Genomic DNA, 24,445 nt, shown 5'->3' on the forward strand with positions numbered 1-24,445 from the left:
ACCGTCGGGAAGACGGTCCCCGCCGCGCCGGCGCAGGCGGATAATCTGCACCCACAAGGAAAGGAACAGCCATGAAGATACCAACCGGACGCAGAAGGCTCGCCTGGGCGCTCGGCATCGCGCTGGCGTGCGGACTCGCCCCCGCCGCGGCGCTCGCCCAGCCCGCGCTGGCCGACCTGCTCGCCAACGTGACGGCGGCCTCCTCGGCGGCGCAGCGAAGCGACCAGGAGGCCGTGCCCGGCCAGGCGCTCGTCCTGTACCGCGCATCCGACTCCCAGGTGAGCCTGCTCGACGACTCCGCGAGCGCAGACGAGCTCGCGGGCACGGGCTTCGCGGTCGCCCAGACGTGGGACTTCTCCACCGTCGACCGAGCCCTCGAGCAGGGCGCCATCGAGCTCCAGAGCGACGAGGGGACATCCGGCGACGTCCCGGAGGGCGCGGACCTGCGCGTCGCCCTCGTCGAGCGCGAGGGCGCCGACGCCGACGAGCTGGTGGCCGAGCTCGAGGAACTCGACTTCGTGGTGGCGGCGCAGCCGAACTACATCGCGACGGTGGACGGGTCCGCACCCGACGACACGCTGTATCGCGGCTGGCAGTACAGCATGACCAGCGAGAGCGCCGGCATCGACCTCGAGGCGGCCCTCGCCGCCCGCGAGGACGCGCCTGCGACCTCGGGCAACATCGTCGCCGTCCTCGACACGGGCGTCGACGCCTCCCATCCCGACCTCGCCGACCACATGTGGGAGAACCCCGGCATCCCCGGCCTGCCCGGCGAGGCGGGGTCGTGCGGATACGACTTCGCCGGCAACGACGACGACCCGACGCCGGGCACCTCGTCCGTCGACTCCCATGGCACCCACTGCGCGGGAGTCATCGCCGGCATCCAGAACAACGCGGAGGGGATCGCGGGCGCGAGCGCCGACACCGAGATCATGGCGCTGAAGGTTGCCCCCGAGGACTGCGGGGGCGTGCTGTACCTCAAAGACATCGTCTCCGCCTACGAGTACCTCATCGGCGCCGCGCTCTCCGGGCAAAACGTCGTCTGCGCGAGCAACTCCTGGGAGATCGGCTTCTACGCACCGGTGCTCGATTACCTGGTGAACCAGGCCGGAAAGCTCGGCATCCTGTCCGTCTTCGCCGCGGGCAACGCCGGCTCGGACACCGCCACCGTCGGCACCGGGGCGACCACGGGTCTCGAGAGCCCTTACGCCGCCATCATCGCCTCGAGCAACAAGTCGAACGCCCTGTCGACCTTCTCGAACTTCAACGAGACGGACGTCGATGTCGCGCTGCCCGGCTCCAACATCATGTCCACGGTCAGCACCGACGCCGCGCACGCCTACTTCTCCCCCAGCGTGTCGCTGGCCGCGGGCAAGGACCTGGAGTACGTGAACGACTTCTCCGATTACGCCGCGGACTCATCCACCTACCGGCTCTACGTCTATAGCGCCGACGGAACGCCCGCCTCGCCCGAGGCCACCGACGCGTTCACCATCGAGCAGGTCGCCGATGCGGGCCACGGCACCCCCGGCCTCAAGGTGACCTTCGACCCCTCCCGGGCCGACGGGGGCTCCTCGTACACCATGACGCTCCAGTGGTATTTCGACAACCCGTTCGTCGGCACGTCGCACGCGGTGCAGGACTTCGCCATCGGGGCGAGCGCGAGCATCGATGCCGCGAGCCCCGCCAACACGAGGCTGTATATCGTGCCGTCCCTCTACTCGGTCAAGGACGGCGCGACCGTCCCGCTCCATGGCGTTTCGACCGTCTCCGAGGTGAACATCGACCTGACCACCGTCTACGACACCTCCCTATCCGCCCTCGACACCGAGTCCGACCGGCTGATCGGCGCCGTCCAGGCCTCCATCGCGCCCGCTGACGGCGTCTGGTCGAGCGAGCGGACCACCTTCTACATCGAGCCCTACGGCATCGGCCTGGTGGGCGGCGACGGCGTGAGCGACGAGACGAGCGACTACGCCCCCTACGGCGAGATGAGCGGGACGTCCATGGCGACCCCGCTCGCCGCGGGCACCGTCGGCCAGCTGGCGGCGCTCGACCCCGAGGCGGGCGCGCTCGAGCTGCGCGGCAAGCTGGTGGGATCGACCGTCCCGCTGAGCACGACGACCTATGGAGGCGTCGAGAAGCACACGGCGACCGACGGCCGCTTCGACTGGGACGTGGCGATCGACGACGACGCGATCAGCGCGAACACGTGGTCCGTCGACGCAGACCCGGCGACCGGCTCGGTCACCGTCCACGGCTACGCCCTTAGCGACGCGAGCGTCACCCTCGACGGCGAGGACGTCGCGTGCACGGCGCAGACCGACAGCGAGCTGACCTTCACGGCGCCCTCCGACGCCTTCGACGGGGAGTCCCACCGCATCGACGTGCTCGACCGGTCGACCGGCCGCACCCATCGCGCCTCCTACAGCCTCCCCACGCGCGAGGCGTCCTTCGACATCATGTGGACCGACGGCTTCCCCGTCGGCGCGACCGATGCCGCCACGGGCGCCCTCGTGGGCACCTCGGACGCCCTGTACCTTGCCGACACGGTCGGCACCTACCTGTACCGCTCGGACAATCCCGGAAGCGGCTCATGGACCGCATGCGCCGCGCCCGGAGCGCCGTGGCAGTCGGCGACGCATGACTCCCACGCCCCGATAGCCTACACGGCCGTCGGGAGCGACATCGTCGCCGTCACGACCGACTTGGACGAGAACGGCATCGTCGTGCTCGCGGCGACCTACAGCGCGAAGAGCGATGAATGGAGCCCCTATCGGCGAACCGTCGCCATCGCGACCCCGGAGGAGGCCGCAGGGGCGATCTATGCCTCCTCGATCGTGGGCGCGACGGCGATCGGCGACACCTCCTACGCGCTCGTGGGCGCCGCGTACCAGCTCGCGTCGGGCGAGCAGGTCATACGATACGCGATCGCCTCGCTGGAGGGCCTCGACGGGGAGCTCTCCGCGACCGAGATCCGAACGGAGCAGTTCCCGGGCATCACGCTCGCTCCGATCGCTCCCATCGCACATGACGGCGAGATCTACGTGATCGGCGCGGTCGGCGGCGGGCGGACCGACCTCTCGACGTCGTACGTGTCGCACGCATACACCGTCGACCCGGCAAGCGGGGTGCTCGACGACCTCGGCGCCATCGAGGGCGCGCCCGCCTTCACATACTCGGACTACGGAGACATCGAGAGGAGCGTAACCGTCCCTGTCGAAGACGGCGTCCTCATCTTCGCGCGCCCGATCGCGGGCTCCGGCGACACCGCGTACATCGACCTCGACACACTCGCCTGCGAGGGGACGGCATGGCTCGGCGGCGACTCCGCGACGGGCGTCTCCATCACCTCGGCCGCGGTCTTCGACGGCTGCGTCCACCTGACCGCCTTCGATCACGGGACCGATGCGGCATCCGCGACGGGCGCGCTCTACACGCTCCCGCGCGCTGCCGCAGAGCAGCTCACGGGTGCTGTGTGCCCGACGGAGGGCTACGTCGACCTCGACGTGTCCGCGTGGTATCACAAGGCGGTCGACTGGGCGGTCGATGAGGGCGTCATGCTCGGCGTCGACGCGGACGCCGGCGTGTTCGGGCCCATGGTCTCGCTCACCCGCGCCCAGATGGCGCAGGTCCTCTACAACATGGCCGGCAAGCCGGCGGTCGATATCCCGATGCCCTACAGCGACTGCGCGCAGGGCGCCTGGTACCGCGATGCGGTCACCTGGTGCGCGCAGCAGGGCATCTTCGAGGGCTACGGGGGAAGCGGCGAGTTCGGGCCGGACGACCCGCTGACGCGCGAGCAGATGGCGACCATCCTGTGGCGCATCGCCGAGCCCGAGGACGCGAGCGGAGCCGACCTGTCCCGCTACACCGACGCCGCAACGGTGTCCGATTGGGCATACGAGGCCGTCGCGTGGGCGGTCGATGAGGGCTACCTGCGCGGCATCGGGGGAACGACCGAGCTCCAGCCGCAGGGCGACCTCGATCGCGCCCAGGCGGCGACCGTGCTCATGCGCGCCGACCGCGCCGGATTCCCCTTCCCGCGCCCGGCGGAATAGGCGCACGCGCAAGCGAAGCGGCACAGGGCCCGCGACGCACGGGATAAACCGGCGTCGCGGGCCCTTACCTTTTCAGCCTCACTAGGCATGCCGAAAACAGACGGGGCTCGCTACAGGTGGTAGCGGCCGAACAGCTCGGGGTATCCCTCATCGACGGCGTCGTTGAACTGATGCGCGTACAGCCCGATGGCGAGCACCCAGGTGAGGGTCAAGACGATGGCGACAAGGATCGTGAGCGCCACCGCGCTGAACGCAAGCGCGGGCGTCGGGCCCGTGAGCGACCCGGTCATGATGAGCAATGCCGCCACGAGCACCGCCACGAACACGGTCACCCGCCGGAAGGCCCGACGGCGCGCCCGATGGGCGCGCGCGAGCGCCGCGTGCAGCGCCGCGAGCTCGTCGACGGAGAAGCGCCTCTCGACGAGCTTCGCGCGCTCGTGGGCGCTCAGGCTGTTGATGTGCAGCTGCGCCACGGCTCCCCTACCCCTCGAGCTGCTCGCTCGCCTCGAGCCATGCGGTCTCGAGCCCATCGATCTCGGCGCGCTCGGCGTCGATTCGCGCCTGCGTGGCGACGAGCGCCTCGTAGTCGGTCGGGTCGATCGAGCCGAGCTCACGCTCGAGCTCCTCGAGCCTCTTGCGGCGGCTCTCCATTTTGCGCTCGAGCGAGGACACCTCGCGGCGCAGCCGCTGGCGCTCGGCGTTCGTGAGGCCGCAGGCATCCGGGACAGGGCCCGCCCCGGCGGCCTGCGATGCGGCAGGCACCCCCGCGCGCCCGGAGCGGCCCGCGCCCTCGGGCGCCCCGTCATGCGCCACGAGGCGCAGGTACTCGTCGACGCCGCCCGCGACGTGGCGCAGGTGCCCGTCGATGATGGCGTACTGGCTGTCGGTCACGCGCTCCATGAGGTAGCGGTCGTGCGTCACGAGGATGAGCGTTCCCGGCCAGCCGTCCAGCAGGTCCTCCACGATGGCGAGCATGTCGGTGTCGAGGTCGTTGCCCGGCTCGTCCAGGATCAGCACGTTGGGCTCGTCCAAGATCGTCAGCAGCAGCGACAGGCGGCGGCGCTGGCCGCCCGACAGGTCGCCGATGCGGCTCCACAGCTGCTTGGTGGTGAATCCGAGCCGCTCGAGCAGCTTCTCGGGGCTCGTCTCCTTGCCGTCCACGACGTACAGCCGCTTGTAGTGCGACAGCACCTCGCGGATGGTCTGGTCCATATAGGGCGCGAGCTCGTCGAGCTGCTGCGACAACACGCCGAAGCGCACCGTGGCGCCGATCTTCACGCGGCCGCGCACCGGAGCGAGCTTGCCCTGGATCACCGAGAGCAGCGTCGACTTGCCCGCACCGTTCTCGCCCAGAAGGCCGAAGCGGTCGCCCGCGCCGATAAGCCACGTGGCGTCCGACACCACCGGCTCGAAGGCGCCCGTCTGGGCGTCGGCGTAGCCGGCGGTCGCATCGATCACGTCGATGACCTGCTTGCCCAGGCGCGAGACGGCCAGGCGCTTGAGCTCGAGCTCGTTGCGCACCGGAGGCACGTCCGCGATGAGGGCGCGCGCGGCCTCGACACGGAACTTCGGCTTGGTCGAGCGGGCCTGCGCGCCGCGCGAAAGCCATGCGAGCTCCTTTCGCGCCATGTTGCGCCGGCGGTCCTCCGCCGCCGCGGCGAGTCGGTCGCGCTCCACGCGCTGCAGAATATAGGCGGAGTAGCCGCCCTCGAAGGGATCGACGCGCCCGTCGTGCACCTCCCACATGGAAAGGCACACCTCGTCCAGAAACCAGCGGTCGTGCGTGACCACGAGCAGCGCGCCGACGCCGGATGTCCAGCGCGCCTTGAGGTGCGCCGCCAGCCAGTTGATGGTGCGAATATCCAAGTGGTTCGTGGGCTCGTCGAGCATGAGCACGTCGTAATCGCCGATGAGCAGGCGCGCGAGGTCCACGCGGCGGCGCTGGCCGCCGGAGAGCTCGCCCACGGTGCCCTCCCAGTCGACGTCGGCGATAAGCCCGTCGAGCACCGCGCGCACGCGGGGGCTCGACGCCCACTCGTACTCCGGCGCGTCGCCCACCACGGCGCGGTGGACGGTCATGTTGTCGTCAAGCGCATCCTTCTGGCCGAGCAGGCCCACCGTCACGCCGCGCCGATGCGTCACGCGGCCGCAGTCGGGCTCCAGCGCGCCGGCGAGCACCGAGAGCAACGTTGACTTGCCGTCGCCGTTGCGGCCGACGATGCCGATGCGGTCGCCCTCGTTCACGCCGAGGGTCACCTCGTCGAAGATCCGCTTTGTCGGAAACTCAAGCTGCACCGAATCGCAGCCCAAAAGGATGGCCATGCGCCGCACCCCTTGTCATCAGAAACGTTCAGCCCTCCATGCTATCACGCCGCCACGGAAACCTCGCACGGAGTTCAGCGCGACGCAGCGGGTTCCCCACACCGCCACGCAAAAAAGCAGCCCTCCCCGGCCAACCGAGCCGGAAAGGGCTGCGATGTCGCACGAGAAGCCGCGTCCCTTACGCCGAGGCGCCTTCCGCACGCAGGCGGTCGACCAGGCGGCGCGCCGAGGGCGCGGCTGCCATCAGCAGCACGAGCATGACGACAGCGCCGACGATCGAGATGATCCACATGGGAACGAACGACAGGAACATGTCGAACACCATGCCGGACATGATGGTGCCGAGCGCGTAGCCGAGCATCTCGAGACTTGTGATCCAGCCGGTGATCTGGCCCATGTCCTTCGTGCCGTACAGGCGCACGGCAACAAGCGGCGGCGCGACCGTGCCCATGCAGGTGCCGAAGCCGAAGAAGGTCGCCGCAAGGAACGGGCCGACGGTCGTCGCGGGGAAGCACATGCCCGCGCTGCCGATGAGGCACGCAAGGCTGCCGATGATGATGCCCCAGCGCACGCCCACGCGGTCGTACAGGCTGCCGGTCACGATCTTGGAGATGAGCACCACGATCATGTTGTAGGAGTAGAACATGCTCGCGAAGGCCGCCGTGTGACCGCCCGTGATGACCTCCTGGCCCTCGACGGTGACGGAGGTGAGGTTCGTGATGGAGTTCGGGATGGCAGCACCGTTCAGCACGCCCATGACCACGAAGCCCGCGACGAGCATCCAAAACGACGGATGGCGGCGCACGTTCTTCCAACCGACCTCGATGTCGACGATGGCGCCGTCACCGGTGGCCTGCTTCTTGCCGGACCCGTCGGCGGCCGCAGCACCCGCGCCGTAGGGCTCAAGCCCGATGTCGGACGGACGGCTGTGGAACACCGCCACCGTGATGGGGAACGAGATGATGAAGCACACCGCGGCGAGCACCAGAAACGCCGTGCGCCATCCATAGGCGCCGATGAGCCCGTTGACCACGGGGCCGAGGATCGCGCCACCGAAGCCCGAGCCTGAAAGCGCGAGCGCCACGGCAAGGCCCTGCTTGACCGTGAACCAGTTGGTGACCACGATGGAGATGAGCAGGCGCGTGCCGGCGACGACGACCAGGCCATCGATGGCGAACAGCACGAACAGCTGCCAAGCCTCGCCCACGCAGGCGAAGCCGACGAGCGCCGCCGCGGTGATGGCGACGGACAGACCGCCCAGGATGCGCCCGGGCACGCGGTCGACGACGTTGCCCACCACGAGCGCGCCCACGATGGACACGAGCGTCGACAGCGAGTTCGCCGTGTTGTACGTGCCGACGCTGATGCCGAGGTCGGCCACGATATGCGGCTGGAACAGCGACATGCCGCTCACCATGATGGTGTAGCACGTCGCCATGATCAGAAAGCCCGCGGCAACGAGCAGCCATCCGTAGAACGGCTTGCCCTGCCCTCCGGTAGCAGCCCTACCCTGTGTCATCGAAATCCTCCTCGAACACGGCGGGCGCGACGTCATGCGGCGCCCGCGATCGTCTTGCAAACGTTCTAACGCGCGTGGCGCGCAAGCCACGTGATGGCGGCCGCCGCATGCATGGCGGCGCCCATCCACAGCACGCTCTCGTCTATGACCATGCGTGGGTTGTGGTGCGGCGCGGCGCCGACCTTGCCCGCCCCCAGCTGCGCGAACACGCTGGGCACCGCCTCGGACACGTAGGCGAAGTCCTCCGTCACGGGCATGGGGTCGTCGCGGCTCACATGGCCGTGCCCCGCAACCGCCTCGAGCGCCGGCAGAAGCTCCGCCGCGAGCTCGGGGCTCGTGAAGGTGCACGGGCAGCTGAACGTGGCAATGCGGCAGTCGGCGCGCCAGGCGCGGCCGTAGGCCTCGATGATCTCGGGCAGGCGCTCGAGCGCATGCGCGCGGGCGGCCACATCGAAGCTGCGCATGCCGATCTTGAGCTCGGCCGTATCGGGCAGCGCGTTGGGAACGTTGCCGCCGTTCATCGCACCGACCGACAGCGTGATGGACGCGGACGGGTCGATCTCGCGCGTCATGAACAGGTTCATGGCCTGGTAGATCTGGTTGGCGACCATCAGCGGGTCGATGCACTCCTGGGGCGCCGAGGTGTGCCCGCCATGACCCTGGATGTGCACGACGAGCGTATCGAGCGAGGCGCTGGTGACGCCGGGCGTGTACAGCACGCGGCCCGCAGGCGCGTTGGCGATCACGTGCAGGGCGAAGGCGACGTCTGCCGTCGGGTCGGCAAGCGCGCCGTCGTCGATCATGGTCTTGGAGCCGTAGCCCAGCTCCTCACCGGGCTGGAACATGAGCTTGACGGTGCCCGGCAGTTCCGCCTCGTGCGCCTTGAGCACGCGGGCGGCAGCAAGCAACATGGCGGCGTGCGCATCGTGGCCGCACATATGGCTGCAGTCGCGCGTCGAGCGGAACGGCAGGTCGTTCTCCTCCACGATGGGAAGCGCGTCCATGTCGGCGCGCAGCAGGATGCAGGGGCCGCCGGAGCCGATCGTGGCGACGATGCCGGTCGATGCGGTGATGCCCGGAAAGCCCAGCTGCTCGTAGCGCGCGGTGAGCTCGGGCGTGACCATGCCGCAGGCGCGCCAGGGGATCTCGAGCTCGTCGAGGCGCGCGGAGACGTATGCCGCGGTCTCGGGCAGGCTCATGCCGACCTCGGGAATCTGATGCAGGGCGCGGCGGTCCGCAACGATCTCATCCTGAAGCGCCCGCGCCTCCTCGACAAGCTTCGAGCGCAGGGCAGTCGGATCGCAGTTCGTCATGCGCAGGTTACCTCCCTATCCGACCATATGCAACAACAATGCTATAGTGGCATCTTAATGAAGGCCATAATACCACTTTGCGGGTATTCAGACCTCTTTTATGCAATTAGGAGAAATCCTCGTTACGAGTTTCCGCCGTGCGGCCAATAATGCTACGCGAACGGCGAACGCTCCCCTGCGGCCTCGATAAGCACTATGCTTATGCCAAGCAGCCACATACAGGGAGGTACCCATGAGCGAACAGCAACCGACCCGCTTTGAGCACGCGGCCATCCTGACCGAGGACCCCGCCAACCCGACCGCCGACACCATGGTGGTCGAGGGCGAGAAGATCGCCTGGATCGGCCGGGCCGAGGACCTGCCCGAGCCCTACGCGGGCGATGCCTGCACGGCCGTCGACCTCGCCGGCGCGCGCGTGATCCCCGGATTCATCGACGCCCATATGCACGCGCTGATGCTCGCCGGCTTCAGCAAGAAGATCTCGGCGCTGCCACCGGCCGTCCACTCCATCGAGGAGCTTGTCGACGCCGTGCGCGAGCGCCGCGCCGAGCAGGGCCCCGACCAGTGGATAGAGGGCTGGGGCTACGACGAGGCGCTGCTCGCCGAGAAGCGCTCCCCCACCCGCTGGGACCTCGACCGCGGCTGCGCCGACGCGCCCGTGTGCATCCTGCGCACCTGCGGGCACATCCGCTGCGTGAACAGCCGCGCCCTCAAGCTCGCGGGCATCGACCGCAACACGCCCGACCCCGAAGGCGGCCAGATCGAGCGCGACGAGAACGGCGAGCCCACCGGCGTCCTCAAGGAAACCGCACGCGACCTCGTGAACCCCTATATCCCCCGCGCGAGCCTGGCCGATGACGTCGACAACCTCGTCGCGCTCGGAGAGCTCATGGCGTCGCAGGGCATCGTGGCCGCCACCGACCTGTGCACGCTCGACGGCACGGACGCCCTGCCCGTGCTCGAGGCGGCAGCCGAAGCCGGCTTCAAGCAGGACCTCGCCTCCTACATGCTTTGGGATTACGTGAAGGACGATCCCTCCTACACGATCGACCCCGCCCTCATGGACCGCGACCGCCAGGTGTTCCTCGCCGGCATCAAGCTGCTCTCCGACGGCAGCGTCTCCGGCAAGACGGCCTGGTTCGATGTGCCCTATCTGGGCAGCGATCCGGATGACCCCGCGTCGTGCGGATTCCCGACCTGCACCGACGAGGAGCTCGACGGCGCCATCGCCTTCAGCCGCGACCACGGCTGCCAGCTCTCCGTGCACGCCATGGGCACGCGTGCCATCGACCGTGTCGTCGACCGCCTGGCCGCGCAGAAGCCCTGGACCGATGTCTGCCCCTATGCGCGCGTGGAGCACGTGACCGCGCCGTCGGCGCACGCCATCGAGGAGTTCGTGCGTTGCGGCATCGGCGTCGTCACCCAGCCGATCTTCGCCTACGCCGAGATCGGCACCTACCTGACGAACCTTGGCCCCGAGCGCACCCGGACCTGCTACCCCTTCCGCACCCTGCGCGATGCCGGCGTCAACCTGTGCATCTCCACCGATGCGCCCGCGACGTCGTGGGCCGTGCCCTCCGACCCCTTCCCCAACATCAAGTCGGCCGTGACGCGCCGCGCCTACGACGGCTTCGACTTCGGGGCCGACGAGCGACTGACCATCGAGGAGGCACTCGAGCTGTACACCCGCGCCGCCGCGCAGATGGTCGGCTTCAAAGACCTCGGCATGCTGCGCGCCGGCTACAAGGCGAGCTTCGCCGTGCTCGATCGCGACATCCTCACCGTGCCCGCCGACGAGATCGACCAGGTGCAGGTTGCGGCAACCTATATCCGCGGCGAGAAGGTCTTCGACCGCTCCGAGGCCTAGCGCTCCGACTTGCCCCGCCGCCACGTTGCGGCGGCACATGCAGAGGCGGCCATCCGGTACCGGATGGCCGCCTCTCTTGTTATCTGGCTCCCCGTTTTGGAACTTTGATACCGGATGACCGTTCCTGAGCACACGCCGCAAAGCAATACAGCGGCGACCCAGTAACCCGGGTCGCCGCCGCTGCATGGTGAACCGCACCCGGCGGATGCAAGCAGGCCCTTGCATCCCCAAGCGGGCTATGTGGGAATCCGGCTAGGAGAACATGCCGGTGAGGTAGTCGTTCAGGCGCTTGTCGTTCGGACGCTGGAAGATCTGCTCGGTCTCGCCGTACTCCACCATGTCGCCCATGTAGAAGAACGCCGTGCGGTTGGACACGCGCGACGCCTGCTCCATGTTGTGCGTCACGATGACGATGGCGCGGTCGGCCACGATGCTCGTCATGAGGTCCTCGATGGCAAGCGTCGAGATGGGGTCGAGCGCCGAGCAGGGCTCGTCGAACAGGATGACATCCGGGTGCATCGCCAGCGTGCGGGCGATGCACAGGCGCTGCTGCTGGCCACCGGAAAGGGCGAAGGCGCTCTGGTTGAGCTTGTCCTTCACCTCGTCCCACAGGGCGGCGCCGCGCAGGCTCTCCTCCACGAGCTGGTCGAGGGTGTCCTTGTCCTTGATGCCGTGGCGCTTGGGCGCGAAGGTGATGTTCTCGCGGATGGACTTATGGAAGGGATTCGGCTGCTGGAACACCATGCCGATGGACTTGCGAAGCTCGTAGAGGTTCTCGGTCTTGGTGTTGATGTTGCGTCCCTGGTAGAGGATCTCGCCCTCCACGCGGCAGCCACGGATCTCGCGGTTCATGAGGTTCAGGCTGCGCAGGAAGGTCGACTTGCCGCAGCCGGACGGACCGATGAGCGCGGTGATCTCGCCCTTGTGGAACTTCAGGCTCGTGTCGTTCAGCGCATGGTGGTCGCCGTAGTACACGTTGACGTCACGCGTCTCGAGAACGACCTCGTCGGAGATGGCCACGCCGGAGACACGCTTTGCCTTCTCGCTCGAGCCGACGCTCTGCAGGAACTGATCGGTTTCGTTCGTCATTCGGCGGTCATCCTCCTTGCGAGCGCCTTGCCGGCGATGCGCGAGAGCACGTTGAACAGCAGGACGCAGATCATCAGAAGCGCAGCGGTACCCCAGACGATGTGCTGGGCCTCGGGGCTGCCCTCGCCGTAGATCTTGTAGATGTGCACGGCGAGCGACTCACCCGGACGGAAGATGTTCCACGCGCAGGTGGGGCTGGCAAAGTTGAGCGAGAAGAAGTTCAGGCGCGCCGGCGAGCTCATGCCGGAGGTGAACAGCAGGGCAGCGGCCTCGCCGAACACGCGGCCGGCCGAAAGCACGACACCGGTCACGATGGCGGGCATGGCCGCCGGAATCAGCACGTGCAGGGTGGTCTCCCAGCGCGTGAGGCCCATGGCCAGACACGCGTCGCGCTGGCTGGAAGGCACGTCCTCCAGCGCCTGCTGGATCACGCGGGTCAGGATGGGGATGTTGAACATCGTGAGCGCGATGGCGCCGGAGATGAGCGAGTAGCCCCAGCCGAAGTTCACCGAGAACATGAGGAAGCCGAACATGCCGACGACGATGGAGGGCAGGCTCGAGAGCGTCTCGATGGCCGTCGAGGCGATCTTGGTGATCGGGCCCTCGGGCGCGTACTCAACGAGGAACACCGCACCGCCCAGGGAGATGGGCAGCGAGATGATCAGCGTCAAGATCAGCAGGTAGAACGAGTCGAACAGCTGGTAGGCGATACCGCCCTCGGTGCCGTTCGAGCGGCTGGCCTCGGTCAGGAAGCCAGGCTGGAACAGTTGGCCGATACCCTGGGCCAGGATGTAGAGCACCATCGAGACGACGATGACGATAACGAGGCCCACGATGAAGGTGAGGATGCCGGTCGCGATCCGGTCGTTGCGCATGGAGCGCTTGATGCGCGCCTCCTGCGCCTGCGCGGTGATGCTAGCCACGAGCCTTCGCCCCCTTCGCGCCGATGAGATGGATAATCAGGATGAAGATGAGCGACATGCCCATGAGCAGCAGGCCGAGAGACCACAGGACGTCGTTTTGCACCGAGCCGGTGGCGTAGACGGCCATGGAGGTCGTGAGCGTCGTCGTGATGGTCGATGCGGAATCGAGCAGGCCCTCGGGCATGGCCTCGACGCCACCGATGACCATGCGGACGGCGAGCGTCTCGCCGAAGGCGCGCGTCATGCCCAGGATGACCGCGGTCATAAGGGAGGGCGTGGCGCTCTTGAGCACGACGTGCCAGATGGTCTGCCAGCGGGTGTAGCCCAGCGCAAGCGAGCCGTTGCGGTAGCCGTCGGGCACGGCGCGCAGGGCATCGATGGAGAGCGTCGTGATGGTCGGCAGGATCATGAGCGCCAGCACGATGGAGCCCGGCAGGATACCCAGACCGAGGTCGACGTTGAAGATCACACGCATCGCACCCACGATCACATGGAAGCCGATGAGGCCGAAGACGACCGAGGGGATGCCGACGAGCAGCTCGATGAGCGGCTGGAAGTACTTCTGGCCGAACTTGGGCTGGATCTCGACGACGAAGATGGCCGCGCCGATCGCGATGGGCACCGCGATGATCGTGGAGATGACCGTCACGGCAAACGAGGTCACGATCAGCGGGAGCGCGCCCGTGAAGGGAAGGCCCGTGGCCTCGTTCTCGTTGGCGAGGTTCCACTCCGTCCCCGTGAAGAATTCTGCAACGTTAACGCCGTCCTTGATGAAGGTGGACAGGCCGCGCTGCGCAACCATGAAGATGAGTGCCACAACGACAAGTGTCACGAGCGCGACGCAAGCGCCCGTGACACTCAAGCCTACCTTCTCAAGGTTGCGTTTCGGCATCTGCTTTGCCATAGCGCACCTTTCGAAAACTATCGACGTACAGGGCGAAATCCGAATGAGCCGGATTTACTTCTGGGTGACGTTGCCCTCGGCGTCCTTGACGACGGTCATCTCGGACACGGGGATGAAGCCCTGCTCGGCAACGAGCGAACCCTGGACGTCATCGGAGAGCATGTACTCCAGGAAGGCCTTGGTGGCCTCGTCGGCGTCCTCCTTGCAGTACATGTGCTCGGTGGCCCAGATGGGGAACGAGTTGTCGTAGACGTTCTCGTCGATGGGCTCGACGCCGTTGACCTTGATGGCCTTGAACTTGGTGTCGTCGAAGTGCGAGAAGTCGAGGTAGGAGATGGCGTTGTCGGTGGAGCCGATCTGGGTCACGACGTCGCCGGACTTGTCGAGCTCAGCCTCGCCCTTGAAGGTGGACTCGGGCTGGCCGGCACCGAAGACAGCGGCCTCGAAGGTGGCGCGGGTGCCGGAGCCGGACTTGCGGTTCATGACGTAGATGGCTGCGTCCTCGCCGCCGACCTCGGACCAGTTGGTGATCTCGCCGGAGAAGATGCCCTTGAGCTGCTCGAGGGTGAGGTCCTCGACGGTCACGTTCATGGAGACGACCGGGCCCATGCCGACGACGGCGACCTCGTGGTCGACAAGATCGGTGCACTGGTCGGCCTCGAGCTTGGTCTCGGCGAAGACGTCGGAGTTGCCGATGGTCACGGTGCCGTCGGCCACAGCGGTGAGGCCGGTGCCCGAACCGTTACCGGAACCGGTGATGGACACGTCCGGGTTCTCGTTCATGAACTGCTCGGCGGCAGCCTCGACGAGGGCCTGGAAGGAAGAGGCGCCATCGTAGGTAACGGTGCCGGTGAGCGAAGAGCCCTCAGCGGCGGTGGAGCCAGCGGTAGCCGCGGTATCGCCACCGCAACCGGCAAGACCGAGGCCCGCGAAGGCGGCGATGCCACCGGCGAGACCGAGGAACTGACGGCGAGAGCAAGCGTGATCGAACATGGTTCTCCTTTCGAGGATGCGTGAGATAGCGCATAGGTTTCGGGCGGCCATGCATACCCGCCCGTGTTGCCGCTACGTAATGTATCGCGCACCCTCACGGCGATTTCGCTCGCCTCCGTCTTATTACGATGCTCTGACCAACCATTACGGCCAGATTTCGACACGCTTACAGCCGCCTTACAATGTCCGCTTTCTGTGCCCTGGCCTCTCTGGGGACGTAGCCGGAAGGCGCCACCGCGGTGAAATTTAGGGGACAGGCCCCAAACTTGCAGGCGGGCGGGGAGTTTCCAAGCTCCCCGCCCGCCTGCAAGTTTGGGGCCTGTCCCCTAAATTTCACCGCGGTGGCGCCTTCCGGCTACGTCCCCAGAGAGGCCAGCCCGACTGCGCACAGTCTTCCGCGGCATCCTATAGTGCAAAAACCCCTCCGAGAATATATATTCTCGGCACCGCCAGCAGAGGCGACGCCCGTTGCCGCGGCGCCGCTGGATGAACGTACCCCGCCGCTCCACAGGAACGACGGGGTACGAGGGGCTCATGTGGCGCGCCGAGGGCTACAGGTCGAGCTCCATGAGACGCAGAATCGCCAGGATGTAGATCTTCAGCGCCTGCTTGAGCTGCGCCTCGTTGGCGCACTCGTTCGGGCCGTGCATCTGGCCGCCCCATGCGGGCAGCTCGAGCGCGTTGTCCTCGGGGCCGAACGACACGGCGCGGGCGAAGTTGCGCGCGTACGTGCCGCCACCCATGGAGAACGGCTTCGCCTCGCGGCCGGTGACCTCGCTGTACACATCGAGCAGAGCGCGCACGGCGGGATGATCGGCCGAGCACGAGAACGGCGGCTTGGCGCGGTCGAGCTCGCAGGTCGCGCCGAAACGCTCGGCAAGCGCCGTGCAGGCGCTGGCCAGGTCGTCAGCGGTCGTGCTGTCCGGGAAGCGCACGTCGATCGTCTGGCGCAGCGTGCCGTCGGCAACCTCGATCGTACCGCCGTTCACCGTCAGGGGGCCGAAGGCCTCGTTCGACGTGGCGATACCCATGGCCTCGCCGTATGCATCCGCAAGGATCACCGCGAGCAGGTCGACGAAGCGGCGCTCCTCCCCTTCCAGCACGTCGGCATCGAGCAGGTAATCGACCACAAGGCCGATCGCGTTGATCGTGCCCTCGGGCAGCGAGGCATGGCCGCCGATGCCGTGCGCCATGATGCGCGCGCGGCCGGGCTCGACCGCGGTGATCTCCAGACGGTCGGCATGGCGCACCGACGCCGGAAGCTCGGAGGCGTCGATGGCAAGCTCGCAGACAGACTCAGAGGGAATGGCATTCGTGGCCTCGGCGCCGCTCCACTGCAGAATGCGCCCGCCCGCGATGGGTGCGCTCACGAACGTCGCGCCGAAACAGCCCTTCTCGGCGTTGCCGACCGGGAACTCCGCATCGGGCGTGAACAGGAAGGCGGGGTCGTCGTGGCCGTCCAGATAGTGATGGACATCGGTCATGCCCACCTCCTCGTCGCAGCCGAGCAGCGCACGGAACGTGTAGCGCGGCGTGATGCCGGCATGCTTCAGGAAAGCGCCGGCGTAGAGCGAGAGCACCGCCGGGCCCTTGTCGTCGATGACACCGCGGCCCAGAAGCCAGCCCTCGCGGCGCTCGAGCGTGAAGGGATCGGTGTTCCAGCCGGGACCCGCCGGGACCACGTCCACGTGCGCGATGGTCGCCACCTGGCGCTCGCTTTCGCCCGGGATGTCGGCGATGCCCACGTAGCCCGCATCCTCGGAGGTCTCGTAACCCAGGCGCTGGGCGATCTCGAGCGCGCAGTCCAGCGCAGCGCGCACGCCGGGACCGAACGGTGCTCCCTCCGTGCCGGCGGCAGCGTCGGCAACCGAAGCCTTGCCCACCAGCTGGGCGATGTCGGAGACGACATCCTCCCAGACCTCATCCACATAGGCGTCAACGCGCGCCTCGAGCGTGGTATCCATGCGACCCCTTTCCTATCGAACGTATGCATATGGTGCGAGATGTCCCGCACTGCCTATCCATTGTAGCCAGCCGTCGCGTGCACGTGCGCCTCGGCGCACATCCCGGCAGCAAGACTGGCAAGGTCAAACGCGTACGCAAGCGGCTACAGCGCGACCCCCAGCACGCGGGCGACCTCGGCCATCCCGTGGCAGATCACATCCGCGTGCACGGCCTCGTGCTCGCCCGGGCGCGCCGTGCCCGTGTAGACGCCGATGCAGGCGACCCCGCACGCGTGCGCGCCGAGCGTATCGTGCTTGCGGTCCCCCACCATGACGGCGTCGGCGGGCGAGACATCGAGCTGGCGCAGCGCCTCGGCGATGCAATCGGCCTTGGTGTCGCGCCCCGGATCGAGCCTGCCCACGATGGCGGAAAATGGCGGCAGGTCGAGCGAAGAGATCATGCGGTTGGCCGTCTCCTCAAGGCGCGAGGTCGCCACCGCGATGCGCGTTCCGCGCGCAATCAGGCCGCGCAGGAGCTCGGGCACCCCGGGCAGCGGCGGGTAGTCGCCGGGCTTGACATCGGCATTGAAGATCTCACGATACGCCTCGGTGATGCGCATCGCCTCATCGCGGTCGACACCGCAGAGCGCCATGAAGCCGTCCACGAGCGGAGGGCCGATCAAGCTGTTGAGGTCCCCTTCCGCCTCGTCGCTGTAGCCGCACCGCGTCAGCGCACCATGCGCCGTGGTCAGGACGGCGCGCGTCGTGTCGGCGATCGTGCCGTCGAAGTCGAACAGCACGACCGGACGGCTCGCAAGGTCGGTCGCGTCAATCATGACGTCATCCATGGTTCTCCTCCGTTCGTAAAGCCAGGGCAGGGCGCATGCGTGCATCTAATGCGCAGTGGGGTTCAGGTTCAGCAGCACCACGCCCACCACGCACAGGGCGATGCCGGCGATGCTCGTCGCATTCAGCTGCTCGTGGAACAGCAGCGCCGAGATGATCGTCGTCACCACGATGCCCACGGCGCACCAGGTGGCATAGGCCACCGAGAGGTCCACCGTCAGCAGGGCGCGCGACAGGCACACGTAGCAGGCGATGTAGAACAACACGGTCAGGACGCTCCAGCCGAGCTGCGTGAAGCCCGCGGAGTACTTGAGGCACGTCGTGGCCACGATCTCGCAGGCGATCGCCCCTGCAAGCAGAACGTATCCCATATGCGGCACGGCATCCTCCTTCGCATCGGCCCGACAGCCCTGGTGCGGAACCCTGGTGCAGAAGGCAAGCCCTCCGCACGAAAAAGCCCCGACACCGATGTGCCGGGGCTTCACATTCTAGCAATGATGCAGATGCATCGCTATGATTCGCTACTCAGCGTCCTCGTCGTCCTTCTTCTCGGACGGCAGCGGGGTGACCTCGATCTCGACGCCGAGGGTCTCGGCGGCGGACTTCATCGAGAGGCTGATACGACGACGGTCGAGGTCGATCTCCATGACCTTGACCTGGACCTTGGCGCCCACATGGGTGACCTGGCTGGGCTGGTCGACGTGCTTGTTGGCCATCTCGGAGATGTGCACGAGGCCCTCGATGCCCTCACCGAGGTCGACGAACGCGCCGAACGGCACGAGCTTGGTGACGGTGCCCTCGACGATAGCGCCCACGGGGTACTTCTTGACGAGCGCGCGCCACGGATCCTCGGTGGTCTGCTTGAGACCGAGGGAGATGCGCTCGCGGTTGAGGTCGACATCCAGAACCTCGACCTCGACCTCCTGGCCGACCTTGACGACCTCGGAGGGGTGGTTGACGTGGTTCCAGGAGAGCTCGGAGATGTGGATGAGGCCGTCGATACCGCCCAGATCCACGAAGGCGCCGAAGTCCACGATGGAAGAAACGGTGCCCTTGAGGCGCATACCGGCCTTGAGCTTGGACAGGATCTCAGTGCGCTCGGCCTTGCGGGACTCCTCGAGCACGACGCGACGGGACAGAACGACGTTGTTGCGGTTGCGGTCCATCTCGATGACGCGAGCCTCGATGGAGGTGTGCAGGTAGGAGGTGAGGTCCTTGACGCGACGGAGGTCGACCAGCGACGCGGGCAGGAAGCCGCGCAGGCCGATGTCGAGGATCAGGCCGCCCTTGACGACCTCGATGACCTCGCCCTCGACGTTCTCGCCGGAGTTGAACTTCTCCTCGATGCGGTTCCAGGCGCGCTCGTACTCAGCACGCTTCTTGGACAGCACCAGGCGACCGTCCTTGTCCTCCTTCTGGAGAACGAGGGCCTCGATGGGATCGCCCAGCGAGACGATGTCTGCAGGGTTGGCATCCTTGCGGATGGAAAGCTCACGGACGGGGATGACGCCCTCGGACTTGAATCCGATGTCCACGAGCACCTCATCGCGCTCGATCTTAACGACGGTGCCGTTGACCAGATCTCCCTCGTCGAAATCGGTGATGGTGCCGTCGATGAGGCTGTTCATCTCCTCCTCGTTCACATCATCGAGGGAAAAGATGGACGAGTTCTGAATCTCACTCAAAGGTGGACCCCTTTCGAACTACGGGGCCCCGATTGCTAGGACCTGCAGATTGCACAACATGGGACGCGTCCCCGCCATGCGCACCGTTTGGAACTTCTCGGGAGCCGACAGATACTGATGCGAGCGTATGCTCACGTTTGTCTAGACTACGTGGAAACGCTCTGATTTTCAAGCGCGAACTGTGATTTTTACGTAAGCGGCGCGAAAAGATTCCGCGCGATTCCACGATTTCTATCACCGTTCGCCGATATCGTGCCATGCTCGTCGGGCAGTTCTGGTATGTGCCGGCCGATTTTACTGGCACGCAACGAAAGGCGCTTCGATCCTTTGCGCGCGTCGATGATGTGCCCCATGTACGCGCGACGTGCTACGATACCCGCCAAAGCCGCGTCCGAAGACGGCGTGGCGGACCCGATTCGCCCGAGGAGGTGCCCGATGCTCAAGGCCGTCGCATTCGATATGGACGACACGCTGCTCGATATCAACCTGAGCGCGTTCGTCGCGGTGCTCGCGCGCGAGGAGTCGGCCCTGCTCGCCGACATCGGACGCAAGAACCCGCTCTCGATGTTTGCCGCCTACACCGCGGCGATCCTCGACGTGAACCGCGCCGACCGCGAAAACGAGTGCACGAACCGCGAGCTGTTCGACGACGCCATCGAGCGCCGTGGCGGCGTGGCGCTTTCCGACCCTGTAATTGCCGATGCCATCGCCTTCTTCGAGCGCGAGGTGCTCCCCTATCGCAACGACGCCATCATCAACGCGCACCCCATGGAGGGAGGCCGCGAGGCGCTGGAGGCCGTGCTCGACCGCGGACTGCGCATCGCCCTGCTCACGAACCCCTGCTTCGGCAGCGCCTGCATCGAGTGCCGCATGGGCTGGGCGGACATCCTCGACATGCCCTTCGAGCTCGTGACCACGCTCGAGAACACCCGCCGCGCCAAGCCGAACGCCCAGTACTACCAAGACGCCCTCGATGTCCTCGGCCTCGAGCCGAGTGAGGTCCTCATGGTGGGCAACGACCCCCGCCGCGACTTCCCCGACCCCGACATCGGCCTGAAAACGGCCTTCGTCGGCCGCCGAGCTCCCATGCGCTCCCTCTGGCACGGCCCCATGGCCGATTTCGCCCGAAGCCTCGACCGCATCATCGACCTCCACGCCGAATCGGTCGCCCAAACCTCCCAGAAGTAAGCCCGAAAGCTGCCTCCGCGGCAAAAACCCGGAGCGCAGGCGCCCATATCGCAGCGAAAACCAAAATCGGTTCAGATATGCGTAACTCCAATCGAGCCAACGCAGAGCCGCAAGAGCATTTTGGCCGAACTACGTCAAAAGCATTCTCATTCAATCAAAGACGCCGCCCCTCAACGCCACCAACGCCCACTATCGGCCAGAATAACCCTGCCTACAAAATCCCACCCCCACCATAGGTGACGCATATCTGAATCAACTTTATAAAACGCGCCGAAGGCGCACCAATTTAAAACCCCGCCAGCAAACCCACGCGGGTGCAAGCGTCGTGGTTCCAACCTAACGGCGGAGGGACCGACCCTCGCGCGCAATCCCGCAGGCAACGCCGAGGACGCGCGCGAGGGTCGGTCCCTCCGCAGTTAGGTTGGAACCCGCCACGTTTACACGCGCGTTTTGCCGATCATGATGTTGAGGATCTCCACGTCGGTCTCCTTCATGCCCACGCGGCCCACGTACCCCATGCTCTCGATGGTCTCCTCGACCGTCCGCTGCACCAGGCCCTCGCCCGCGCGGAACCCGAGGCCGGACATCGCCATGTCGCATCCGAGGATCGCCGCATCGACGGCGGCGGAGATCTTGGCGGCGCAGCTCGGCTTGGCTCCGTCGCACACGATGCCGCCCACGTTGCCGAGGGTGTTCACGATCGTGGCGCCGATCTGCTCGTGGGTGCCGCCGCGCATCCAGCAGATGGCCGCACCCGCGCCGCAGGCTGCGCACACGACGCCGCAGAAGGCGGAAAGCGCACCGATATAGCCCTTGACGTGCGCCGCCACGAGGTCGGACAGGGCGAGGGCGCGCACCAGCTTTTCGTGGTCGACACCCAGGTGCTCGGCATACTCCACCACCGGCATACAGGCGGTGATGCCCTGGTTGCCCGAGCCGCACACGATGGCCACGGGCAGGGCGCAGCCGCTCATGCGGGCATCGGAGCCGGCGGCAGCGCGGGCACGGGCGCGGCAGGCAACGTCGTTCTCACGCGAGGCAAGCAGCGTGCGGCCGACCTCGGCGCCCCACTCGTTCTCGAGGCCCTCGCGCGAGATGGCGTCGTTGAGCTTGAGCTGGCGCTCCAGCACCTCGCGCGCCTCCTCGATGTCGCCCTCGTCGGCGAAGTCGATGATGGCGTCGATCTTCAGCATGTCGTAGGCGGGGTTGGCCTCATGCTCCATCAGAGCGGGATCGGCCTCGCGGGAGCCCTCGAGCGTCTCGTCGTCGAGCGCGCGGTACACCACGTTGGTGTGGTGCTCGGCGATCACGATCTCGGCCAAGTGGCCGGCGCCGTATGCGCACACTTTTATATAGAGGTTGGGAACGTCCTCGACGAGCTCGACGGTGCAGTAGCCGCGCTGCGACAGCAGCTCGCGCGTACGGGAAATATCCGCCTCCGTCACGGTCTCGAGCACCTCGAGCGCACTGTCGGCATTGCCGCCCACGGCGCCGAGCGTCGCTGCGGCCTCGATGCCCTGCATGCCGCCCGAGTTGGGAACCGTCACGCTCTTCACGTTCTTGATGATGTTGCCGGAGCACCCGACCTCGAGCTTCTCGGGCTCACTGCCCAGGGTGCGCGCCGCGAGGGCCGCCGCGTACGCCACGGCGATGGGCTCGGTGCAGCCGAGCGCACAGACCAGCTCCTCGTTCAGGACCTCGCAGAACGCGCGGTCGCGGATGTCGGTGCAAAACGGGGCCTGGGGTGCGGGCATAGCGGTCTCCCTCGGTAGCTGGCGTATGCAGATTCACCCCTATTGTATGCAATATCCCAAAACAGGACGGAGATGTTTTCGGACATTGGCCTCTCTGGGGATGAAATTTAGGGGACAGGTCCCAAACTTGCAGGCGGACGGGGAGCTTCCAAGCTCCCCGTCCGCCTGAAAGTTTGGGACCTGTCCCCTAAATTTCATCCCCAGAGAGGCCAGGCCATCACGGATGGCCGAAAACATCTCCGTCCTGAAAGTGGACATGTTAGAGCACGGAGCGCGTGGCGGTGCCCATCTTCACGACGGGCGACAGGGCGTCCAGCGTGGCCTCGTCGGCGGCGATACCCGCCTCGACCTTGGCCATCTGCGCCTCCACGGCAACCGGCGCGGTGCCGCCCTGCGTCGTACGCGCGGCCACGATGGCATCCAGATCGAAGGCACCCACGACGTCGTCGCCGAACAGGTCGCTCGCCTCGTGGAAGGTCTCGAGCGGCAGCTCGGAGATGTCGCAACCGGTCTTCTCGGCCTCGAGCACCAAGTGGCCCACGACGGCGTGCGCCTCGCGGAAGGGCATACCGCGCTTGGCCAGGTAGTCGGCCACGTCGGTGGCGGCAAGATGCCCGCGGTGCATGACGGCGCGCATGCGGTCGGCGTTCACGGTCCACGTGCTCACCATGCCGCGCATCACGCTCAGGCACTGCTCGAGCGTATGCGCCGCATCGAGCGCGCTCTCCTTATCCTCCTGCAGGTCCTTGTTGTAGGCCAAAGGCAACCCCTTCACCGTCACGAGCAGCTGCACGAGGTCGCCCACCACGCGGCCGCACTTGCCGCGGATGAGTTCGGCAAAGTCAGGGTTCTTCTTCTGCGGCATGATCGACGAACCGGTCGAGAACGCGTCGGAAAGCGTGATGAAGCCGAACTCCTGGCTGCTCCACAGCACGATCTCCTCCGAAAGGCGCGAAAGATGCACCGCCATCACTGAGCAGGCGTACTCGAGGTCGAGCAGGAAGTCGCGGTCGGACACGGCGTCGAGCGAGTTCTCGATCACGCGCGAGAAGCCGAGCGTATAGGCCGTCATCTGACGGTCGAGCGGATACGTCGTGCCGGCGAGCGCGGCGGCACCCAGCGGCGATGCATCCGCAGCATCGAACGCCGCGTGCAGGCGGGTGTAGTCGCGCGCGAGCATCCACGCGTAGGCGAGCAGCTGATGCGCGAACAGCACGGGCTGGGCATGCTGCAGGTGCGTCATGCCCGGCAGGATCGTCGTGCCCGCAGCCTTGGCCGCATCCACGAGCGCATGGCGCAGCGCGAGGTTCTGCTCCATCAGGCCGCGCGCGAGGGCCTTCGCGGCCAGACGCGTGTCGGTCGCCACCTGGTCGTTGCGGGAGCGACCCGTGTGCAGGCGGCCGCCCGCGGCGCCGATGCGGCGCGTGAGCTCGCCCTCGATGGCCATGTGGATGTCCTCGTCGTTGATATCGAAGGTGAAGGCACCCGCCTCGATATCGGCCTCGATACCATCGAGACCGGCGCGGATCGCCTGGGCGTCCTCATCGGAGATGATGCCCTGCGCGGCGAGCATAGCGGCATGCGCCTTGGACCCCGCGATGTCCTGGCGGTAGAGGTGGCGGTCAACCGGAAGCGACGCGCCGAACTCCTGCGTGAGCTCCGAGACCGAATCCTCGAAGCGACCTCCCCAGAGCGCCATCTAGCAAACCCCCTCGAGAGCGTGAAGCGCAAAGCTGGTCTTCGCGCCGCCGTTATGCAGCAGCTCGCGCGCGGTTCCGGGCATCACCGGCGCGGCATCCGCCTTGACGAACGCGGCCGTCTTGGCGTGCGGACCGCCGCCCTGCACCCACTCCTTGAGGGTGGACGGCGTAGCGTAGATCGCATCGTAATCGAGCTCCGGCATGAGGGCGGAAAGGAAAGCGGACATGGTGGCTCCAATCGAATCGCTAAATCACATGGGGGGCTTGCCCCCGATAGGACGCCGCCCCCGGCGAGTCGCAACCGAGGGCGGCGCAGCGGTGCGCACGAAACACCGCGA

The 24,445-nt window shown here is 66.9% G+C and carries 18 protein-coding genes; 3 read left to right on the forward strand and 15 right to left on the reverse strand.

The genetic code is table 11. From position 1 onward, the window contains the following. The first annotated feature begins 71 nt into the window (after positions 1-71). Complete coding sequence (locus H6A16_RS07175) at positions 72-4,061, forward strand: S8 family serine peptidase (RefSeq protein WP_204617614.1); 3,990 nt, start codon at positions 72-74, stop codon at positions 4,059-4,061. A gap of 110 nt (positions 4,062-4,171) precedes the next feature. Here H6A16_RS07175 and H6A16_RS07180 read toward each other — a convergent pair whose 3' ends face one another. The 4 genes from H6A16_RS07180 to H6A16_RS07195 all read right to left on the reverse strand — a co-directional run bounded on the left by H6A16_RS07180 (position 4,172) and on the right by H6A16_RS07195 (position 9,215). Further along, positions 4,172-4,534, reverse strand: a complete 363-nt coding sequence (locus H6A16_RS07180) for a hypothetical protein (RefSeq protein ID WP_342589732.1) — start codon at positions 4,532-4,534, stop codon at positions 4,172-4,174. A 7-nt stretch (positions 4,535-4,541) separates the two neighbouring features. Next, the gene (locus H6A16_RS07185) at positions 4,542-6,383 is read right to left on the reverse strand and encodes an ABC-F family ATP-binding cassette domain-containing protein (protein WP_204617617.1); all 1,842 of its coding nucleotides are present in this window, start codon (positions 6,381-6,383) and stop codon (positions 4,542-4,544) included. 178 nt (positions 6,384-6,561) lie between these two features. Next, positions 6,562-7,902, reverse strand: a complete 1,341-nt coding sequence (locus tag H6A16_RS07190) for an MFS transporter (RefSeq protein WP_204617619.1) — start codon at positions 7,900-7,902, stop codon at positions 6,562-6,564. Between the two features lie 65 nt (positions 7,903-7,967). Next, positions 7,968-9,215: a M20 metallopeptidase family protein gene (locus tag H6A16_RS07195; protein WP_204617622.1), complete on the reverse strand. Its 1,248-nt coding sequence runs from the start codon at positions 9,213-9,215 to the stop codon at positions 7,968-7,970. 232 nt (positions 9,216-9,447) lie between these two features. Between H6A16_RS07195 and H6A16_RS07200 the strand changes: the two genes are divergently transcribed. Further along, complete coding sequence (locus tag H6A16_RS07200) at positions 9,448-11,082, forward strand: amidohydrolase (RefSeq protein WP_204617624.1); 1,635 nt, start codon at positions 9,448-9,450, stop codon at positions 11,080-11,082. A gap of 252 nt (positions 11,083-11,334) precedes the next feature. On the opposite strand, the gene pstB is transcribed toward H6A16_RS07200, so the two are convergent. The 8 genes from pstB to rpsA all read right to left on the reverse strand — a co-directional run bounded on the left by pstB (position 11,335) and on the right by rpsA (position 19,465). Beyond that, a complete protein-coding gene (gene pstB, locus H6A16_RS07205; protein WP_204617626.1) occupies positions 11,335-12,171 on the reverse strand; it encodes a phosphate ABC transporter ATP-binding protein PstB in 837 nt (278 codons plus the stop codon). Further along, positions 12,168-13,094 carry a phosphate ABC transporter permease PstA gene (gene pstA / locus H6A16_RS07210; protein WP_342589733.1) on the reverse strand — a complete coding sequence of 309 codons (927 nt, stop codon included), beginning with the start codon at positions 13,092-13,094 and terminating at the stop codon, positions 12,168-12,170. The genes pstB and pstA overlap by 4 nt, the downstream gene beginning before the upstream one ends. Then, the gene (gene pstC, locus H6A16_RS07215) at positions 13,087-13,998 is read right to left on the reverse strand and encodes a phosphate ABC transporter permease subunit PstC (RefSeq protein WP_204617628.1); all 912 of its coding nucleotides are present in this window, start codon (positions 13,996-13,998) and stop codon (positions 13,087-13,089) included. The genes pstA and pstC overlap by 8 nt, the downstream gene beginning before the upstream one ends. Before the next feature lie 54 nt (positions 13,999-14,052). After that, positions 14,053-14,991 carry a phosphate ABC transporter substrate-binding protein gene (locus tag H6A16_RS07220; protein ID WP_204617631.1) on the reverse strand — a complete coding sequence of 313 codons (939 nt, stop codon included), beginning with the start codon at positions 14,989-14,991 and terminating at the stop codon, positions 14,053-14,055. Positions 14,992-15,542: 551 nt separating this feature from the next. Further along, a complete protein-coding gene (locus H6A16_RS07225) occupies positions 15,543-16,955 on the reverse strand; it encodes a Sapep family Mn(2+)-dependent dipeptidase (RefSeq protein ID WP_204617634.1) in 1,413 nt (470 codons plus the stop codon). Positions 16,956-17,098: 143 nt separating this feature from the next. Further along, positions 17,099-17,782, reverse strand: coding sequence for an HAD hydrolase-like protein (locus tag H6A16_RS07230; RefSeq protein ID WP_239458267.1), 684 nt, complete (start codon positions 17,780-17,782; stop codon positions 17,099-17,101). A gap of 45 nt (positions 17,783-17,827) precedes the next feature. Beyond that, positions 17,828-18,151: a DMT family transporter gene (locus H6A16_RS07235; protein ID WP_204617637.1), complete on the reverse strand. Its 324-nt coding sequence runs from the start codon at positions 18,149-18,151 to the stop codon at positions 17,828-17,830. 150 nt (positions 18,152-18,301) lie between these two features. After that, the gene (gene rpsA, locus H6A16_RS07240; protein WP_204617639.1) at positions 18,302-19,465 is read right to left on the reverse strand and encodes a 30S ribosomal protein S1; all 1,164 of its coding nucleotides are present in this window, start codon (positions 19,463-19,465) and stop codon (positions 18,302-18,304) included. Positions 19,466-19,900: 435 nt separating this feature from the next. Between rpsA and H6A16_RS07245 the strand changes: the two genes are divergently transcribed. Next, complete coding sequence (locus H6A16_RS07245; RefSeq protein ID WP_204617641.1) at positions 19,901-20,653, forward strand: HAD family hydrolase; 753 nt, start codon at positions 19,901-19,903, stop codon at positions 20,651-20,653. A 437-nt stretch (positions 20,654-21,090) separates the two neighbouring features. On the opposite strand, the gene H6A16_RS07250 is transcribed toward H6A16_RS07245, so the two are convergent. The 3 genes from H6A16_RS07250 to H6A16_RS07260 all read right to left on the reverse strand — a co-directional run bounded on the left by H6A16_RS07250 (position 21,091) and on the right by H6A16_RS07260 (position 24,334). Next, entirely contained in the window at positions 21,091-22,407 is a 1,317-nt protein-coding gene (locus H6A16_RS07250) for a serine dehydratase subunit alpha family protein (RefSeq protein WP_204617643.1), read from the reverse strand. Between the two features lie 259 nt (positions 22,408-22,666). After that, complete coding sequence (gene argH / locus H6A16_RS07255) at positions 22,667-24,106, reverse strand: argininosuccinate lyase (RefSeq protein ID WP_204617645.1); 1,440 nt, start codon at positions 24,104-24,106, stop codon at positions 22,667-22,669. Beyond that, a complete protein-coding gene (locus tag H6A16_RS07260; protein ID WP_204617647.1) occupies positions 24,107-24,334 on the reverse strand; it encodes a hypothetical protein in 228 nt (75 codons plus the stop codon). Positions 24,335-24,445 lie beyond the last annotated feature (111 nt).

Origin of the sequence: Collinsella tanakaei (assembly GCF_016900375.1) — a bacterium.
GTDB lineage: Bacteria > Actinomycetota > Coriobacteriia > Coriobacteriales > Coriobacteriaceae > Collinsella.

Excerpts from the sequence above, each read along its gene's own strand:
- H6A16_RS07175 (WP_204617614.1), top strand. The coding sequence starts at position 72 with ATGAAGATACCAACCGGACGCAGAAGGCTCGCCTGGGCGCTCGGCATC.
- H6A16_RS07185 (WP_204617617.1), bottom strand. The coding sequence starts at position 6,383 with ATGGCCATCCTTTTGGGCTGCGATTCGGTGCAGCTTGAGTTTCCGACA.
- H6A16_RS07190 (WP_204617619.1), bottom strand. The coding sequence starts at position 7,902 with ATGACACAGGGTAGGGCTGCTACCGGAGGGCAGGGCAAGCCGTTCTAC.
- H6A16_RS07195 (WP_204617622.1), bottom strand. The coding sequence starts at position 9,215 with ATGACGAACTGCGATCCGACTGCCCTGCGCTCGAAGCTTGTCGAGGAG.
- H6A16_RS07200 (WP_204617624.1), top strand. The coding sequence starts at position 9,448 with ATGAGCGAACAGCAACCGACCCGCTTTGAGCACGCGGCCATCCTGACC.
- pstB (WP_204617626.1), bottom strand. The coding sequence starts at position 12,171 with ATGACGAACGAAACCGATCAGTTCCTGCAGAGCGTCGGCTCGAGCGAG.
- pstC (WP_204617628.1), bottom strand. The coding sequence starts at position 13,998 with ATGGCAAAGCAGATGCCGAAACGCAACCTTGAGAAGGTAGGCTTGAGT.
- H6A16_RS07220 (WP_204617631.1), bottom strand. The coding sequence starts at position 14,991 with ATGTTCGATCACGCTTGCTCTCGCCGTCAGTTCCTCGGTCTCGCCGGT.
- H6A16_RS07225 (WP_204617634.1), bottom strand. The coding sequence starts at position 16,955 with ATGGATACCACGCTCGAGGCGCGCGTTGACGCCTATGTGGATGAGGTC.
- H6A16_RS07230 (WP_239458267.1), bottom strand. The coding sequence starts at position 17,782 with ATGGATGACGTCATGATTGACGCGACCGACCTTGCGAGCCGTCCGGTC.
- H6A16_RS07235 (WP_204617637.1), bottom strand. The coding sequence starts at position 18,151 with ATGGGATACGTTCTGCTTGCAGGGGCGATCGCCTGCGAGATCGTGGCC.
- H6A16_RS07245 (WP_204617641.1), top strand. The coding sequence starts at position 19,901 with ATGCTCAAGGCCGTCGCATTCGATATGGACGACACGCTGCTCGATATC.
- H6A16_RS07250 (WP_204617643.1), bottom strand. The coding sequence starts at position 22,407 with ATGCCCGCACCCCAGGCCCCGTTTTGCACCGACATCCGCGACCGCGCG.
- argH (WP_204617645.1), bottom strand. The coding sequence starts at position 24,106 with ATGGCGCTCTGGGGAGGTCGCTTCGAGGATTCGGTCTCGGAGCTCACG.
- H6A16_RS07260 (WP_204617647.1), bottom strand. The coding sequence starts at position 24,334 with ATGTCCGCTTTCCTTTCCGCCCTCATGCCGGAGCTCGATTACGATGCG.